The organism is Paenibacillus sp. FSL H7-0943, assembly GCF_037963265.1.
Classification (GTDB): domain Bacteria; phylum Bacillota; class Bacilli; order Paenibacillales; family Paenibacillaceae; genus Paenibacillus_AQ; species Paenibacillus_AQ odorifer.
The window spans coordinates 1317152-1335428 of the sequence record NZ_CP150148.1 but is presented as its reverse complement, the minus strand read 5'-3'; the positions used below and the strand labels follow the sequence as shown (position 1 = coordinate 1335428).

Sequence of the window (18277 nt, the reverse complement as noted above, 5' to 3'; positions counted from 1 at the left end):
ATAGCTCTGCGATGTTGGTGCAGGTGTTTATGCAAGTGAATGGGTTACTCAAAGTCAATGAGCTTTCGCTTGCTCATAAGCTTTTATAGCAGGCCAGCCATCGTCAAAAACGCAGAGCAGCCATCCTCCAATAACCGGAGGATCGCTGCTCTGCTGTCCTTTTACTTATGCCATATTGTAGCTTCTACTACGGTAGCTAATTCAATAATTCAGCTGATCTAAGCAACCGTACAAGAATTACGGCGGCTTCTGCACGGCTAGTATCACTGCTAGGTGCAAAGCTGCCTGATGGTTGACCTTTCATAATGCCTTTTGCAACCAGGTCAGACACTGCTTCTTTAGCCCATGAGGAAATAGTTGAAGCGTCTGTGAAAACATCTGTAGCAACGATTGCTCTAGATCCTTCAGCTTTTAGATTCAGCAGCTTCATTGCTCTGGCTGCCATAACAGCCATTTGCTCCCGTGTAATAGGGGCGTTCGGACGGAAGGTTCCATCCTCATAGCCTTGAACCAGTCCTAAGGCTGCAGCAGCTCTGGCGTCCGCTGCATACCAAGATAAATCGGACACATCACTGAAGGTCTTCGTCGTGTTCGCAGCTACAAGACCCAACGATCGAATCAGTATAGCTGCGAACTCAGCACGACTGACAGATTTCTGCGGTGCAAAGGTATCTGTGGATTGTCCGGTCAAGATCAGTCGGCTAGCAAGTCCCTCAATCTCGTTTCTCGCCCAATGTGTAGCAATATCCCCAAAAGTCACAGGGTGCAGCGCAGCGACAAATACACCGCTCGCAATACTGCTCTTAACAGTAACCTTGGTCATCCCATTAACGGGCTCAAACAATGCAGGTACATAACGGAAGGAACCCGTCTGTTCATCGTAAATAAGGACTACACCTGTCTTCGCATCCAGCGCCTCCTTAAGCATAAATGTACGATCTACATAAGTGGTGCCGAACCCGCTTGCTGCTACAGAGGTTTTTCCATCCGTTACCTTTAGAGTGAAATTAGCCGGTGTTCCTTGCACAGTAAAGCCTTGCTGCTTAGCTTTGGCAAGCAGTTGTTCCAATCCTTTTCCGCTTAGCGAATTTACATTGAACTCCAGTGTGCCTGTCGACATTTGTGCGGCTTTGAGCACACTCTCCACAAGCTCTAACGGGAAGCGGTAGCTCATCCCTCCACTTTCAATAACAAGCACAGCTTTCGGGCTAAGTGCCGCCGCCTTACGTAAAGCATCTGCACTAAACCGGGCTGTGCCGTCACCGTTAGCTGATATCTCGATAACAGCTTGCCCAGCAGTCGCCTTAGCTTTTAGCAGCGCATCATGATTAGCTGCTGGCGTAGGTGCTGGTGTAGCGGTCGGTGTGCCGGTTTGAATAGGGTTCACTGACCCTGTAGGGTCTGTTGGACCAGGAGTACTTGTTGGTTCTGGAGTATTCGTTGGACTAGGAGTACTCGTCGGACTAGGAGTACTTGTTGGGTCCACAGGATCGATCGGGTCTACAGGATCTGTCCCGCCAGGTGATAGCACCTCAATTGTATATCCCCTCTTCTCGTTGCCCACAGTTACCGTGAAGTCTGTGATTCCCGCTTGAATTCCATTAAGACTGTCGTTGGTAAATGTAGCAATCTCACTGCTCATAATATTTAGAGTAGCTTGTGCGGTAAGATCTCTGCCTTCTTTATCTAGTACCTTAAGCGTAGCTGACTTACCCTGCTCTAATATCACAGGCCCGCTCTGTCCATCTGCTAGTTTGATAGAGAACGGTTTAATGGCTGAGGCTATTCCTTGATTTTGTTCTTTAATGCTTAAGTCAGGAGAGGCATTGGTCAGTAGGTTCATCCGTTCACCACGAATAATCATGTTGTCGACCAACAGACTCCCTTTCAGATTTTTCGTAACTTCTATACCGCTTGTACCTGCGCCATCCAATACATTATTCGTCAGCACAACTCCATCAATGGAAGTGAGAGTATCTCCCTCTAGATCACCTTGAGCAATCAACCCCGAATAAGTGCTGTCCAGTGCCGTATTGTTGCGAATGAGTACTTTTCCTTTCAGATCACTCTCACCAGCATAAAGCCATAACGCACCCAGATTCACGCCGTAACCGGAATCGTAACTGCCAGTTCTAAGCAAGGTATTTCGCTCCACAACCGTTGTTCCTTGGAAGGGCTCGGCGGTGAAACGGGTAGAGACTGCAATCCCGGCTCCATTAGTCACAGTGTCTTTTACCACGTTGTCCTGGACTTTGTTATCTTTCCCCCCAAAGATTACAATGTTATCCGCTAACCAAGGCAAGGATACCGTATTAAAACGTGCCGTGTTGTTATAGCTCGGTGTACGTTCCGTACCATTCACATCCGTCAACTTGCCGTCAGTAAACGACCACATTGCGATTCCATCATCCCCTGGATAGCGGATGTCACTTTGTTCCATCATGCTGTTGCCAGTCCCTACGGCAAAGTTAATTCCGTCTGCCATAAGATTGCGGATCCGCAGACCTGCCATGTACAGACCATTCGTACGCGCCTTTTCACCCATCGGCTGAGTTAACCACAAGCCTGCTTTGGTATGTTCTATCCAAACGTTCTGTATAATCGAACCTTGGCCAAAAGCACCATGGAAAGCGTTGGTGATCGCTTCATCATCCCGTTCGTTAATGCCGCCTTCAATCATCAGATCGTAAACACCAACCTTACCGCCGTGACCATAAAACTTAGCTCCATTCAGAACTGTATACCACATGCCGGAACCACGTATTTCAGCGGTATCCAGATCCAGCAGACCCTCACCGACATTAAAGGTACCCGCCGGGAACCACACACCTTTACCTGTCGCATTCGCTTCGGCAAGGGCTGCCTTGAAGGCTGCGGTATCATCTCCCTCATCATTCGCTCCCGCTCCAAAATCCGTTACGGAAATAAATCCGTCCGGGCGAGCCAACTCAGGGGCAACCTGCTCCATATCCACCAGGTCAATGACGTAAGAAGCTGCGTTGTCTCCTGTTCCCTTCTCTAAGCGAATAGTTGCTCCGGCAGGAGCATCGCCGATCAGAGCATGGATTTCGTCAAAGAAGCGGTGTCCACTGCCTTGGCGAGGGTCATTTGACCATGGGTAGCTGCCATATTCCCAAGCATATTTGGATGTCAGCTTAAGCTGCTTCTTAACTCCATCCACATATAGAGTCAAGGTTTCTTCCGCACCAGCCCCATCTGGACTATCAGGAATAGAATATCGAAGAACGATGGAGTTAGCTGATTCTGCAAGCTTGAACTCTAGATAATCTCCCGTATTCTTTAAGGCCACCGCTTGTCGTCCAGAAGCCTCGGAAGCCATGCTGAGATATTTCCGCGACGAACCAATCAACGTTCCGTTTGTTGCCGCATCCTCAGCTTCATAGCTGATATATGGAACCGTTGCTCCACGGTATGTTTTGTTTACGCTGTTTTTTACGGTCAGGCTATCAAGGGTTACTTTACTCCAATCCACGTTGTCACTGCTTAGAGAAACCGTGTTGATGCCTGCACGAAGCTGCAGTTTTACCGCTACAGTCTTCCAAGAGGCAGACTTGCCAAGACTAACCTTGCCCCCTTCGTTTAATCCATTCACCTCTAGTGCCAGATCCGTTGCGGCAGCAGCGGTATTTTTGTATCGAATAACAGCATCGTATTCCCCAGCCTGCTGGGCGTTGACTGCAAACCGTATAACACGTTCCCCTTTGAATGCTTCTCCTCCTGCATAAATTGCATCAGCAGGGATAGGTAAGAAGCTCCAGAGCTCACTATCAGTTCCATTTGCAGCAGAACCAAGCTGAACAGCCGATGCGCTGTGAGAAAGAAGACCTGTTCCATTCGCACTTAGCAGAACAGCATAACCTAACTTCTCTTCCAGCTTCCATTGGGATCTTTCTGTATCTCCAGCAGCTAACAAGACCACTTGGCCCGATTCATTGAGTGAAAGATAATGTTGTGTCTGAACATTCATAATTCGTTTGCGTCCGTTTATCTCCTGCACCAGCCACTGGGATTGAGCCGCCACATCGGAAGCATCTGCATATAGGACAGCCCCCTCTTTTTCGGCCAATACTTTACCAGCCATGCCTTTCGGTACAATGGTTATGATGTTGGTATCATTTTGAACTGGAGTTGTTGTATTGTTATTGCGCAGTTCTCCAGATGGAGTAGTAAACTCCTGTGGAGCCGCCTCAAGTGTCCATAGTGCCGTACCCTCACTTTCTAGCAAAAGCGCACGTTCAGCATATCCTGTCTTATTGGCAATGTTTATTAATTCATCGTCGTATTCTCCAAAGAGACTACGAATGGTGTAATGTGTATAATCGGAAGCCAAGCTTACTTCCCAGGCGGATGCTCCGTCTACAGCAGGATCTGTACTACTGCTCTCCAAATATGAATAATCACCATTCAGCGTTAAAAAATGACCTGTTGCCCGGTTGGTGATCGTCTGTTTACCCTCCTGCACAGATACATTCCAGTGCGAAAATCCATTGTCTGCTGACGGCTGCCCGTACAGAACAACCCCATGCTCATTTTCGTATAAATACTCTCCACTGCTTGCATTCTTGAATCTTACAGGGTAATCAGGCAATGGCGGAGCAATCGCTTCAACCGCTTCAGCAGTAAAATGTGCACTGCTTTTTTCCGCTGTATCTGCAGCTTTACTGATTCGGAGAATTGGGTTGCCGTTATCATCCGGCGCACCATAGATATAGTGACCAGCCCATGAGCTCATAATGGTAGTCACACCGGACGCCTGCATATCAACCTTCCACTTAATGCTGGCCCATACATCGTACACTGTTTGCAAAGTCTGAACGCTAACTTTAGGATCAATCTCATCTACAGCCCCACCTATATGCTCAAGGGAGAGATAGCGTCCAGTGCCTTTATTTTTTATCTTCACCGATCCATTGCTGCCGGTTATTTCTTGCAGCTGCCAGACAAAGGAATCGTCATTCAAATCAAGTGGACCATAAGTAGCCTGGCCTACTGTTACATCCTCGTTCTCAGCAGCTAGAGGTGCAAGATTTTCGTTAGAGTGTGCAGATTCCAGGTCAGCATAGACAGCTTCAGTAACCGTCTTGGATTCTGGCAATTCCTCTAGTGCGGCTGAAGAAGTCAGCAAAGGACCATCCTTAAGATATTGATCTTCTCCATTTACAGCATCTAGCTGAAAACGGAACAAATCTTGTTTTTTCTCGGTGACCGGAACAAATCTCCACTGCGGACTGCCCCAACCTGGATTGATCACTCCGTACTCAGCATATTTAGTGAGGTTTTGAAGTGAAATATACTTCTCTGGGATTTTATTAGGTTCCTTGTCGAGAACGCTACTGATTACGTAGGTGTTGTTCCCAACATTTTTGCCTGTCCAGATGTATTCTCGTTCCACATGATTTCTGTCTGGAAGCTCTGTGACCTGAAGATGGCCATTTGGCATATTCATCGTGTTCATGTAATGGCCTGTTTTCTTGTTTTTGAACAGCTTGCGGCCGTTATATTTCTCCACGAGCCACTGATCGGAGCCGTCCTTCTGCATATTTCCATATTTTAAAAGACCATCAACACTCTCATACCAATAAAATGACTTCCAGCCATTCTGAATCCGGTAATAGGGCACTGTGCCGTCAGTCGGTGTGTTAGGATCTAAAAGCTGCCACTGAGCGCTCAAAGAAGTCGCATCCCCAATCGCACCCGCATGTTCTCCACCCAATGTAGACAAATAAATGCCTGTGCTTTCGAGATTCTGAAGCGTCTGGTAATCATCATAATCATCGGAATCATTAAAAATCCATTGATCCGACGGCTGACTTCCGCTAATCTGCAAGGCCTTTGCAGTACCTTCACTATAAGAAACATAATGATCGGTTGCCCCATTACGAATACGCTTATTGCCGTCATAATCTTCTATATACCATAGATAGTCAGAGGTGTTAGCGGCATCTGGTGTAATAATTCCATGCTTAAGCTCGCCGTTTGCGGATTCATATAAGAAATCTGTAGCCACTTGTGCATCCGTATAAGTTGCCAGACGTACAGGCTGTAATTCGGAAATAGGCACGATTCTCCACTGCGCGCTTGGATTAGAGGCTGAGCCCGGCCAGCTGTTAGATCGCACATTATTGTCATCGCTGAATTGTGGATTTAGCCATAATGGACTCCCCTCTTCAGTTAAAGCACTGTTACGAAGGGTAATGAAGCCCGTCCCATCAGGGCCTGGTGCATGCTCTTGGACCCATTCACTTAGCTTCACATGATCCATATCGACTTCCTGCGAAAAAACCCCAGCCCAGGTCACTTCATTTTGCTTAATATAATGACCTGTCGCACGGTTGCGAATCATTACTGTTCCGTCATCCGTCCCTGATTCAAGATACCACTGGGCCGCTTCATTGCTGACAGGCTGTTTACCGTAAAGAACATTCCCTTCACTTTCATACATTACCTGACCGGGGCGGAGACGACTCTCTAGCCGTACAGGTGCTGCATTTGGATCTATAAAAGCCCACTGCGGACTCTCAAACGTAACATTGATATCCGAGCTTACTTGCGCATAACCAAGCTGATTCTCCTCGTGGATAACCAATTTCCCCTCTGGCACAGTCGCACTTCGGATGATCATGTATCCATTGCGATTGGAAGTATCGATTAGCCACTGATCCGCAACACTTCCTGAACCTTGGCGTTCTGCCGCCTTAAGTGAATCCTCTTTGCCGTTGTTACCAGCCATTGTAATGTAATGGCCTGTCTTCACATTCTTGATTCGTGACAGCCCGTTCACCGTCTCAACCGTCCAATGCGCTGAAGCATCGGCTGGATTGGTCATGCCATAACGCACGATTCCTGCGGATGTCTCATATAAAAAGTTGTTTTTCCACTTATTCTTGATGAGTACCGTACCTGATGGAATTTGCTCAGCGCCTGTTCCTCCAACCCCTTCTGCTCCCACGGAACCACTACCGGTTCCCATTACAGGCAAGCTTGAAAAAATCAGCAGCAGCGCGAGCAGACCCGCCATTGCGGACCTGATTCGTTTCATACATGTGCCCCCTCTAATTAATATGGACTTCCTTTTCATATTAGTTTGGGAACGTTTACAAAACGATGTGCGATTTTATCCAGAAAAAGGTGTATTTGTACGGATATCCAATCCCTACAACCTTCATGAAGATTGACAAATCGGTTTAACGCGATGATAGTTAGTTTTAGCTACCCGCAAGGAGTAAACAAACGGAGGTACATATGAATTTCAAAATTGATTCGCCAAAAATAGCAGATCCAGACTCTCTTCTTCCTGAGCAAATATATTCGCTGCAAACCAAGGACGAATTCAGCTGTTGCAGCATCAGCGATACGGTTATTGATAATCAAGAGGCTAATAAGGTCAGCTTTGATCGCGTGATTTTTAAAAATGTAACGATTACGGAGTGCTCCCTAACTGGGATCGAGCTTATGGACGTGATATTTGATCGCTGTGATCTATCTAATGTGGATTTTACGAATGGCATTATTCATCGAACTGAATTTAGAAACTGCAAGCTCATTGGCACAGACTTTACAAGAGGCAGATTCCAGAATGTTCGTGTAGTAGATTGTATCGGGGATTTTGCTACGTTTCGATTCGCTAATCTGAAGCAGGTTTCTTTTGAGAACAGCTCATTAATGAGTTCCGACTACTATCAGTCAAATTTCCAAAAAATCAGCTTCAGCGAGTGTAATATGGATCAAGCCACATTGTCAGGATCAAAGCTTAATGGGATCGACCTTAGTGACTGCGAGTTCAGTGGCTTGATCGTGGATATCAAAGATTTAGAAGGATGCATCATTTCGCCTCAGCAAGCTGTTTCTTTTGTCGGATTATTAGGTTTGGTTATAAAATAAATAACTTCAACTTGCCCGAACATTTACCGCAGCGATAACGCTTAGGGTCTACTTTTCGCTTACGCGGATACTCCATGGCACAGGCACTGCATACAAGCTTATATCGATAGGGCAGCGGCTTCCGAGCTTTTGCACCCGGCAGTGTCTGACAGTAGCGGCTTCCGCCGACTTGCGCCAGCAGGCTTTTGAAATCAGCGTCACGATGCATATACCCTCGCTTAGCCAAATGCAAATGATAATGGCAGAGCTCATGCTTTATAATCCGCTCCGTCTCTTCTCTGCCAAACATGGCAAGCTGATGGGGATTAATCTCTATATTATGGCTTTTGGTAAAATATCGGCCACCCGTTGAGGACAACCGGCTGTTAAAGCTGGCCTTATGCCTAAACGGCACGCCAAAGCTGTCCCGTGATACCTGCTCAATCCACAGCTGTAGCTCTTCGTTGCTCATAGTTTCCATAGCGTTCTATCACAAGTCCTTTCCACGGGAAATAAGATCTCTACTTGAATTGTAACTTGTGCATAGGCTAAACTGTCAAGAAGGAAGACAAGTACGGAGGGAGAATGAACAATGCCGAAAATGCGGTATGTAATTTTGCAGCAAAATCAAGAATTACAATTCGTGGAAATGCCTGAGGAATATGCGTACCAACTAAGTGCGCTCAATTTACGCCTGAACAAAGAAATCGACAAGCTGACAGCCGATAATGTTCCGGATCTGCCCTTAGCCATCGCCGAGTGCGATTCGCTGGATCTGTTACGTGAGGATTACTCCCTGGAGTCCGGTCTGGATTATATCAATAGATTGGAACAAGCCTTCGCCTCTGTTCAAGAGCAGAAGAACTACCCACTGATCTCCCTGCTTACTGAGATACGAGCACTACAGGCTCAATTGGAGCAGTGGTACGAAGAGGAAGCAGAAAGCCTACTGTAATCCGCACCTTTAGGCTTATTTCTCCATATTCTAACTTACGTAAGTTGTTAGAGGAGGGATTCGCTTGCCACAGTGGCTCTGCCATCAGCTAATGAAAGCTTATTACAAAAAAGACCGCCGTCAGATCAAGCTGCTGAATGAGTGCTGGTTCTTTTATCGTAATTCTGCGGAATCGAGTAATGAGATGAAGTTATAGCCTCGGATGATTAAGATCTAGGTCATATTTAAAGCAGCGGATATCGTCTTTTAAAAAGACGGTATCCGCTTTTGTTAAGAAAGGGGACTTATAATCATGATCAGTAGAACAAGACATATACAGCTGTCTCCGGAAAGTGAGACTGAGGAAGAGGATAATTATAATCTCTATGTCATAGTCACATTCCCTGACCGCTCCCGCTGGGCATCGGATTTCTACACCTTCAAGAACATCGAAGCGATCCGACAAGACTACATCCAAAGTGGTGCTTGTCTAAATGGGGCCTACTGGAGTGCACCTAATTATCTAACTGTCGTGGATCATATTGATCGCAAGCGAATTGAAGAAATCGTCGATTTATATATTTCGGAAGGTACATTCGAATACGCCTTTGAATACATAGGACAGGTCACGGAGCGGGATCTGAAGATTATCGATTATCCAGAAGGCTTTTTCAACCCTTTAGAAAAGCTTGAGCACAGATACGTTATGCGGCAGTTCGCTGCAATTGAGTTTATGCTGGAGAATGCTGCACCAGAAACTATAGCAGTAATAAAAAAGATCATCGCAGAGAAACAATAAGACTCCGCCTTAAGAATCAATCCTTATTAAAACTTAGGAAATACATATTTAACCAAAAAGAACAGAAAACCAAAAAATATAATAATGTAAGCAGCATATTTAATAAAGGTAGATGCGACAACGCTGGAATCCGATTTCCGTTGTACCTCCCTATGCTCCACTTCAACACTTCTATCCTTATAGCCCGGTTCCATCAGCAATCTCTCCTTTCGAATGTTCATCTTTGATAGCCTCCATTAACCCGAGGCTTTCAAGATTGAATCAAAATTCTAGATTGGATTAAAAAAAAGACCGGAATTCTCTTCAGCTTTTCGAGCTGAGAAATTCAGGTCTTCTTTCTACTTACCCTTTAACCGAACCCGCCGCAATTCCCTCAACGATACGGTTACTGAGGAACAGGAATGTAATCAGGATAGGCAAAATACTGATCATAAGCGTTGCCCCGATCGCACCCCAATCCGTCGTATATTGACCAATGAAGTTTTGCACCCCCACGGTCAGCGTCTTGTAAGAATCAGAACTAATAAATGTGTTTACAAAAATAAATTCGTTCCAGTTATAGATCATATTAATAATGGCTGTAGTCGCGATCACCGAGCTTGTCATAGGAAGTATAATTCTAAAAAACATTCTGTTCACGGAACAACCATCAATTACTGCAGCCTCTTCCACTTCGCGTGGCAGTGCGTAATAGAAACCCAGCAAAATCATAATCGTTATCGGCATGTTAAAAGCGACATAAGACAAAATAAGTGACAAAGGGTGATCCGTTAAGCCAATCTTATTGAATATACTAAATAACGGAATAAGCGTGGAGTGAACAGGAATCATCATCGCTACCATAAACAATCCCAGTACGAACGAGCTTCCCTTCCATTTCATCCTGGTAACTGCATACGTAACCAAGCTCCCGAAGATAACCGTTAACACCGTAGCCACGATGGTAATCCATACGCTATTGAAGAAATACACGTTGATGTTCCCTACATTCCAGACCTTCGCGTAATTCTCCCAATGAGGATTCATCGGCAACGATAGAGCAGGAAGGTTGAACACTTCCTGATTATTTTTTAATGAGAAAAACAGCAGCCATACAAGCGGAAACAATTGCAGAACAGCAACGGCAATCAACACGATATATAGCAATGAGTAGCCTAATTTACGTGTGATCTCCGCACCTGCGCCGCCTGGCTTTGGCCCGATTTCTAGCCTTCCTGCAGTTCCAGACATCATGAAGCGCCCCTCCTTATGAGTATTGGATCGAATCTTTCGTAGCAGTTAATTTGCGAATGACCCAAGTAATGACGAGACAGATGACGAGCAGGAAGAAACCAATTGCGCTCCCGTAGCCAAAATCATAAGCCCGAAAAGCCTGATGATACATATAAGACGCCATCACTTCACTAGAGCCATTAGGACCTCCATCCGTCATAACAAAGATTAAGTCAAAATACTTCAGAGAACCTACAACGGCCAGAACAATCGTAACTTTAATGACTTCCATTGCGAGTGGAAGCTTTATTTTCCAAGCGATTTGTAAGGCAGAGGCTCCGTCAATCTTTGCTGCCTCTTCCAGAGAGGTCGGGATATTCTTGAGTGCTGCGTAATAGATCAGAATATAGAAACCAGCATATTGCCACAGAATGGGAATAAATAAAGCAAACAAAACTAATGTAGGCTCTGCAAGCCATGCAGGAGGATTAGCAAAACCAATGGATACTAATAAGCTGTTCACAATTCCGTTCGTCGGATGATAAATTCTTAGCCAAAGCTGCGCAATCGCAACGGACGATAGCAGCATCGGAATCAGATATATTTTGCGAAACAAGTTAGCTCCCTTGATCCGGGCGGCTAATACCATAGCAATTGCCAAATAAATAATGAGACTTAGGGTAGAAAACAACGCTAACTGCAGAGAATGCCAAGCACTATTCCAGAAGGTTTGGTCTGTTAGCAAAGCTTTATAGTTATCAAATCCGATAAAAGTCAGAGCACCTATGCCATTCCATTTATTCAGTCCATAATAACCCGTTAGAACAATCGGAATATATACAATAGCCAGAATGAGAAGCAAGGCGGGAAATACATATAACGCGATTATTTTTTTGTTAGACATCACTTTATCCAAAGTGTCCGACTCCTTTCCTTCATAAACCGTTTGAGGAAAGGCTTATCCGGCATCACGCTGCCGGATAAGCTAATTGTCCCCTTCGCCTAGTTGTCGAAGCTTTAGTTGCCTTTGGAGATGGCCGCGTCATGCTCCTCGGAATACTTCTCTGGCGTCACCGCTTTGCCAAAAAGAGCCTGGATCATATTCAGATGCGTTTCTGCTGCATTGGCACGCATTTGAACATCTGCGAATAAAGTGATGCTGCTAGCTTTGTTCATTTCGTTAAACAAATCGATGTAGAGCTGTGGTAGATCCAGTGTGGCGGTGTCCACCTTCGTAGCTGGAATAACGCCTGCTCCAGTTACGGATTGCTCTCCCCATTTGGATACGAAATACTCGACGAATAATTTTGCTTCTTCTTTTACCTCAGAATTCTCAGCAACAAATAATCCTACACCTGGTCCACCTACCCAGCTGTTAATGTCTCCCTTCCCGCCTTCCACTGTCGGGAATTTGAAGAAACCAACACTATTACGGAATTCCAGTGGAATTTCTTCATTCGTTGTGAAGTTTGGCAGATCCCATGATCCCATCATGTACATTGCCGCCTTGCCATTTACGAACTCTGATTTTGCCTCTTCATTTGATAAACCGTTGAATCCCTTAACAAATGCATTGCTGTCTACAAGTGATTGGACCTCTGATGCCGCCTTTACTAATCCTTCATCCATAAATGAGCCTGATCCACTGATCGCACCTGCAAGTGCCTGTTGGCCTGCGATCCGATCAGCCAGATACATATACCAAAGCGATCCTGTCCAGCGATCCTTATTGCCGAGAGCAATCGGTGCAATGCCCCCATCAGATAGTGTTTTTACAACTTGCTTAAACTGATCGTAGGTTTGTGGAACCTCAAGATTATACTTTTCAAAAATAGCTTTATTGTAGTAGATAGGTGCGATGTTAAACTCAAGTGGAAGCGCATACGTTTTATCGTTAATAGCATAAGCCTCTGTAGTTCCTGCGACGAACTTGTCTTTTAATTCACCATTCAACAAGTCATCTACAGGTGCGAACAGATTTCCTTCAACGTAAGGCTGCAAAAAGCCAGCGGCCCAAGTTACCCCAACGTCTGGCAATTCGTTAGAAGCAGATAATACCTTCAACTTATTTTTGTATTGCTCGTTGTCCAGAACCTCTTGCTTGATTACAACATTGGGATGCTCTGTTTGATATTCTTTAATGATTTGATTAACAATTTTATTTTGTCCGGCAGAAACACCTTCTGGCCATAAATGCATGAAGTTAACGGTGACTTTGTCGCTTCCCCCATTTGCACTACCTTTAGATTCACCTGCATTGTTATCTTTTTGACCACAACCAGCTGTGACAAGAACGAGGCACATCGTTAAGAACAATATTGTCCATTTTTTATTGCGCACGCTTACAACCCCTTTTCTATTGTTGTCTAGCGGCCTTGTAACCGCTTAACTAGATTGTAGCTTGGATCCCATGATGTCGTAAGGTCATAAGGATTGGGACTAATACCACTATTATTGGATTCTTTCCTCCGTGGTCATGACGTTCTGCCGGTATTGCCCTGGACTAACATTTTCGAGTGCACGAAATACCTTCACAAAATATTTGGCTGTTTGATAGCCTACTTGTTCCGCGATTTCAGCAATAGACAACCGTGTGCTCACCAGTAGTTCTTTGGCTCGTTGTACTCTCCTTCTCGTTACATATTCACTGTAAGTCAGTCCCGTCTGCTCTTTGAAAAGGACGCTGAAATAGCTGGCATTCATGTGTAATTGATCCGCTATATCACGCATGGATATCGATTCGTGAAGATGTTCGTCTAAGTATTGGAGTGCCTCACGCACTTGAGTGCTATACACTTTCTCCTGCTGTACCGTTTCCATAAGCTTGGGATCGATCAGCTTCTCCATTCGTTCGATTCGATAAATATCATCCTTGCGTTTCAATGCTAATTCCACTGCTCGGACCAGCTTCGTTTTGTCGAGTGGCTTCAGTAAATATTCAACTACACCAAACTGCAAGGCTTTCTGTGCATAGTCAAATTCAGGATGGCCGGAGATCACAATAACCACTGGAGGATGAGGCATTTCGTTCAGCTTTTCAACTAATTCTAGCCCTCCAATCTCAGGCATGCGCACATCGGTAATAAGTAGATTAACTTCGTTATTTTGCAGCCATGCCAGTGCCTCAACACCGCTTGCTGCGGTTTCGATGCGATATTGACCGGATGACCAGGCTTCTAATGTTTTACGAACCCCTTCTCTTGTTCTCGGTTCATCATCTACGATGAGTATAGTTTTCACGTGTTTTTCCCCTCTCCAGGTTCATTCGGTATTTCAAAAGAGATGCTAGTTCCATAACCTTCTTCACTTCGTATTTCAAGCCCGTCCGTATTGTCTACGTAACTGAGTTTCAGTCTCCGCTCTATATTAGCAATACCAATCCCAGTCCCTTTGGAAGACCTCATGCTCCCCTTCTCCATGGTGTGATAGATAGACGATATCTTTGCTGCATCCATCCCTGGACCATCGTCAGTTACCGTAACCAATGTATATCCCGGACGACTTGAAGGTCTGACAATTAGCATGACTGTCCCCGGTCCAACCCTTTGCTCTACGCCATGAAGAATCGCATTTTCGACAAGAGGCTGGATTAACAGCTTCGGTAGCGGGACACTTCGGCAAGCTTCATCTGACTCAATCCGCCAGGATAACCTGTCGAGCATACGCATCTCCATAATCTTCAAATATCTTTCGGCATGGTCGAGCTCATCGCCGATAGTCACCCATTCATCATCATCAGTTCGATTGATGACATAACGAAAAAGCCCCGACATATCAACCACAATTTGGGCTAATTCCTCCTCACCTTTTTCATCGAGGGCCCAGTAGAATGCTTCTAATGTATTAAATAAGAAATGCGGATTGATTTGAGCCTGAAGTGCCTTTAATTCTGTGCGACTCTGGACGATCTCCTTCTGATAGACGACTTCAATTAGTTCATTCAGAGAGTGAACCATCTGGTTGTAAGTATTATTGAGCTCATTGATCTCCATAGTGGTAGAAGTGACTGAAATCGGTTTCAAGGTTCCAAATCGCGAACCACGCATCACTTTAATCAAATTCAGTATGGGCCGTGTAATCATCGTGGATAAAATAAAAGTAAAGATGAGAAACAATAAACTGCCAACAACACCAGATACGATGATCGCTGTACGAAGGACAGATATCCCCTCTGTCGTATAGTCAACTGGAGTAAGGATTACTAGCCTCCAACCTGTTGCCTTGGACTGCTTCTGAATTACAATGTAGTCTTCTCCGCCAACCTCAACCTTTTCTCCTCCATGATCCAGTATCTTATTTGCATTGACATTTACGGAAAAATCGGAAGAAATTTGCCGTCCCGCTTCATCAAATAATCTCATTAATTCACGCGTTTCCGCCTGTGAGCTGTCCACCTCATCCGTAAGCTGGAAGTAACTTTTCTCAATTTGAACCATAATATAGCCAGCTTTCGTGAATGAATGATCAATCAGCCTAATATTACGAATCGCAATGACGATATCCGAATTCCGCGGGTCAAGTCCAAACCATACGAGACGTCCTTTGCCCTCGTCCACCCGGCTGATCCATTCTTCGGATACTCGATTGTTCAGGCTGGCGTCATCAACCGAAAGTAATTTCTGATAATCACCTGCATACAGCTCAATGGAACGAATCCCTGTCGCATACGCCTCATATTTACGTACTTCCTGCTGGATGGTTTGACGTTCGGCGAAGCTGATCGGCTTTCCTTCGGCCTCTTGAGCGAGCAATCTCTGAATGGAGGCGTTGGTTGCCACTTGCGCCGTCAACGTATTAATCTGCCGGATCAGTACATCCAATTTGCCCGTTGCCTGAACTGCAGTCTGTTCAATGTGCTTCTCCGCACTATTGCGTAATAGAACCGAAACTTGCCCGTACATAAAAAAACCAACCGTGGCTAGTACGATCACCATGACAAACATAAAACCCAGGAAAATTTGATTACGCAATGTGTTTAACTGTCCAAACCTCGTCAATCTTTACACTCCCTTCCGCCTGATAAACTTGATTCCTCATCAAAAAAGATGACCCTTAAATCTTCAGGAATCATCTGCAGCTCTAGTTATTTGTTAATTCAGCCTTTGGATTATATGATATCAGTGATTAGTTTCTGAGCCCATATCCATATCGCGTTTTAATTTATCCAAATCAACCAAAAAAAACAATATAGAATATATACTCGTGCCTACCAGAGTTGCACAAAAAAAGCCGTACCTCCGCTGACCCGGGTATACCGGAATAGCAGTGTACGGCTTGTATTTTTAAATGTGGAGGTTCTAATTAAAACTACGGTTGGACACCCATGAACCCTGCAATTTACGCAGCATAATAATTTGTCCAGTATGGTAAGAATCGTGTAGGATAAGGCTCATTACCTCTTCTCCTGGCGCATGACCCGAACCGCCCCAATCATACGCGCCTTCTTCCAACGCTTCAATGATTTCTCTAAGAGCAGCATGCACGTCCTTCAGGTCTGCAACGGCTTTCGCCCATGCTTCTTCTCCTTCAGCTGTTACAGTAAGGGTATCATCGTTGCTTTCAGCATCGGGTTGTTTGGGCAACCCTTTTAGCTTTCGCAGCAAACGCACCTTATAATAAGTTAGATGGTTAACCGTTTCCCAGATAGAATTGGCCGCCCCACCCTCTGGCTTCCAGAGAGCCTGTTTGCTATCCACACCTTCCAGCGCATCGCTAAGCGGCGGAGCCCAATCCTCGATATCCATGCAATAATCCCAATTTTGGAGCAAGACCTCACTGATTTTATTTTGCATGTTCAACCTCCTAAAAATTTGTGTAAACATAAACTTCATGGTGTAGCTTCAAAAAGAACTACTTCAAAGCGAACTAATATGTAACTACTTAAACCATAATATAGTGGTTACAAAAGAAATGTAGCATATTTCCAGATTGTATTCAAGTAACTAGCTAAACTTATTTTTAACTGTTACAATGATTTGTAATGAGCGTTGAATCGGAAAGGATGAACAGACCGTGTTGTGGGAGGATTTCATTAACAGCTACTGGCGGGATTGGCGAACAGGAGATAAGAATAAAGATCGGGACAGGCTCGATGAAGAAGAATGGGTTTTTAAATGGCTGAAGGAGTATTCTCTTTTAGAAACACAGATGCCGAACACGATAGAAATGGCGCAGCTTAAAAAGCTTCGCTCACTACTATGGAACTGGGTACAGGCTATTGTGCAAGGAAACTCGGTGTATGGAGAAATGCTTGAACAGCTCAATATCTATTTGGACAAGGGTCCTGTTACACGGCGAATTGTATGGAAAAGCGACGAGCAAGCGGAAATAAAGCTGTTGCCAATCCATAGCGGTTGGGAACAGGTGATGGCGGAGATTGCGGCGTCTTTTGCCGTAGCATTGCTTGAAAAAGAACCCACAAGATTCCGCATCTGCGAGAATCCCGATTGCCTCTGGGTCTATTATGATGATACACGCAACCGCTCCAAGCGGTACTGCGATGACAAAGCTTGTGGCAACCTTATGAAGGTGCGGCGCTTCCGGGCGCGGAAGAAGGCTGAGTCTGAGGGGGAATAGAGTCTATAGGCTAATAGTTTATATTAAAACTCTTATACTTAATGTAAGCTTGTTCCGTGTAGGAAGAATAAACTTGAGGTTATTAGCGCAGTGTGAATTACGTACATTTTTCACTCTCTATGCATCCATTAGAGCCTATGGTTAAGCTGGTAGTGAGGGAGGCGTGATCCAACCCACTGTCAGATCCCCCTCGTGATAGCTTTCAATGATAATTCCTTTATCCATATTTATAATCCATGTATCAAATCCAACAGCAATAACATCATTGAAGTTATTTATAATATTATTTAAATTAGTTTCCACTACCGGAAGATTGATCTCATTCCACACAATAAAATAGTTATCACGCAATAAAATAGATTCTATGTCTTTCAATTCTTCCGGCGTGTTAAAGGATTTCTTTTGATCAATAGATTCCCAGTCAATCCGCGCCCACTGTGTGAAATTAACTATACTCTCCATCATAGATACAATCTCGGACGACTTTTCTAAACTATATATTCTTGTGTTGGGACCTAAAGCTTCGATACACTCACTGTAAAGAGAACCTAGTGGGTTTTCTATTTTCACTCTTTTTTTCAGTTGCTCCATACGTAATAGCCGTGCTTGTTTATCACTCACTTTCTCACAACCTTTAACTCATCCTATTTTTTAGCGAAAAAAACCTGGCCTTCTCTAGATAGTTTTGTGCACGGAGCTTTATGAACTCGTAAAATAACTGCATTTCATACACTTATTCCGCATCCAAAGGGGATCATCAGGACTTTAATTGTATTCTGTACACTTAAAAACTATAAAATGTGCCCATAGAGTAATAAATCACAAAAATAGATGTACGAAATACAGTTATATCCTTTGGCGGGTTATTTGCAGGA

General features: G+C 44.6%; 15 protein-coding genes. 5 read left to right on the top strand and 10 right to left on the bottom strand.

Annotation, left to right across the window (positions count from 1 at the left end; all coding sequences use genetic code 11):
• Positions 1-196 precede the first annotated feature (196 nt).
• Positions 197-7060, bottom strand: coding sequence for an S-layer homology domain-containing protein (locus NSQ55_RS05780; protein WP_339171892.1), 6864 nt, complete (start codon positions 7058-7060; stop codon positions 197-199).
• A gap of 203 nt (positions 7061-7263) precedes the next feature.
• Between NSQ55_RS05780 and NSQ55_RS05775 the strand changes: the two genes are divergently transcribed.
• Complete coding sequence (locus NSQ55_RS05775; protein WP_076129517.1) at positions 7264-7902, top strand: pentapeptide repeat-containing protein; 639 nt, start codon at positions 7264-7266, stop codon at positions 7900-7902.
• On the opposite strand, the gene NSQ55_RS05770 is transcribed toward NSQ55_RS05775, so the two are convergent.
• Positions 7892-8353, bottom strand: coding sequence for a SprT family protein (locus tag NSQ55_RS05770; RefSeq protein WP_081383508.1), 462 nt, complete (start codon positions 8351-8353; stop codon positions 7892-7894). The genes NSQ55_RS05775 and NSQ55_RS05770 overlap by 11 nt on opposite strands.
• 120 nt (positions 8354-8473) lie before the next feature.
• Here NSQ55_RS05770 and NSQ55_RS05765 point away from each other — a divergent pair, with 120 nt between their 5' ends.
• The 3 genes from NSQ55_RS05765 to NSQ55_RS05755 all read left to right on the top strand — a co-directional run bounded on the left by NSQ55_RS05765 (position 8474) and on the right by NSQ55_RS05755 (position 9614).
• Positions 8474-8836, top strand: coding sequence for a hypothetical protein (locus NSQ55_RS05765; RefSeq protein WP_036686808.1), 363 nt, complete (start codon positions 8474-8476; stop codon positions 8834-8836).
• A gap of 64 nt (positions 8837-8900) precedes the next feature.
• Positions 8901-9032: a cortex morphogenetic protein CmpA gene (gene cmpA / locus NSQ55_RS05760; RefSeq protein ID WP_094903512.1), complete on the top strand. Its 132-nt coding sequence runs from the start codon at positions 8901-8903 to the stop codon at positions 9030-9032.
• Positions 9033-9128: 96 nt separating this feature from the next.
• Positions 9129-9614, top strand: coding sequence for a hypothetical protein (locus NSQ55_RS05755; protein WP_248547872.1), 486 nt, complete (start codon positions 9129-9131; stop codon positions 9612-9614).
• 26 nt (positions 9615-9640) lie between these two features.
• On the opposite strand, the gene NSQ55_RS05750 is transcribed toward NSQ55_RS05755, so the two are convergent.
• From NSQ55_RS05750 to NSQ55_RS05720, 7 genes are all read right to left on the bottom strand, one after another.
• Complete coding sequence (locus NSQ55_RS05750; RefSeq protein WP_036686806.1) at positions 9641-9835, bottom strand: hypothetical protein; 195 nt, start codon at positions 9833-9835, stop codon at positions 9641-9643.
• A gap of 121 nt (positions 9836-9956) precedes the next feature.
• Complete coding sequence (locus tag NSQ55_RS05745; RefSeq protein ID WP_076129520.1) at positions 9957-10847, bottom strand: carbohydrate ABC transporter permease; 891 nt, start codon at positions 10845-10847, stop codon at positions 9957-9959.
• 13 nt (positions 10848-10860) lie between these two features.
• Positions 10861-11742 carry a sugar ABC transporter permease gene (locus tag NSQ55_RS05740; protein ID WP_036686803.1) on the bottom strand — a complete coding sequence of 294 codons (882 nt, stop codon included), beginning with the start codon at positions 11740-11742 and terminating at the stop codon, positions 10861-10863.
• Positions 11743-11843: 101 nt separating this feature from the next.
• Positions 11844-13166: an extracellular solute-binding protein gene (locus tag NSQ55_RS05735; RefSeq protein WP_038569072.1), complete on the bottom strand. Its 1323-nt coding sequence runs from the start codon at positions 13164-13166 to the stop codon at positions 11844-11846.
• 111 nt (positions 13167-13277) lie between these two features.
• Positions 13278-14066, bottom strand: a complete 789-nt coding sequence (locus tag NSQ55_RS05730; RefSeq protein ID WP_038569070.1) for a response regulator — start codon at positions 14064-14066, stop codon at positions 13278-13280.
• Entirely contained in the window at positions 14063-15823 is a 1761-nt protein-coding gene (locus NSQ55_RS05725) for a sensor histidine kinase (RefSeq protein WP_038569068.1), read from the bottom strand. Before NSQ55_RS05725 ends, NSQ55_RS05730 begins: the two co-directional genes overlap by 4 nt.
• 300 nt (positions 15824-16123) lie before the next feature.
• The gene (locus NSQ55_RS05720; protein ID WP_339171878.1) at positions 16124-16618 is read right to left on the bottom strand and encodes a DinB family protein; all 495 of its coding nucleotides are present in this window, start codon (positions 16616-16618) and stop codon (positions 16124-16126) included.
• 220 nt (positions 16619-16838) lie between these two features.
• Here NSQ55_RS05720 and NSQ55_RS05715 point away from each other — a divergent pair, with 220 nt between their 5' ends.
• On the top strand, positions 16839-17402 hold the full coding sequence (locus NSQ55_RS05715; RefSeq protein ID WP_339171876.1) for a CGNR zinc finger domain-containing protein: 564 nt from the start codon (positions 16839-16841) through the stop codon (positions 17400-17402).
• Positions 17403-17543: 141 nt separating this feature from the next.
• On the opposite strand, the gene NSQ55_RS05710 is transcribed toward NSQ55_RS05715, so the two are convergent.
• On the bottom strand, positions 17544-18023 hold the full coding sequence (locus NSQ55_RS05710) for a hypothetical protein (protein ID WP_339171874.1): 480 nt from the start codon (positions 18021-18023) through the stop codon (positions 17544-17546).
• Positions 18024-18277 lie beyond the last annotated feature (254 nt).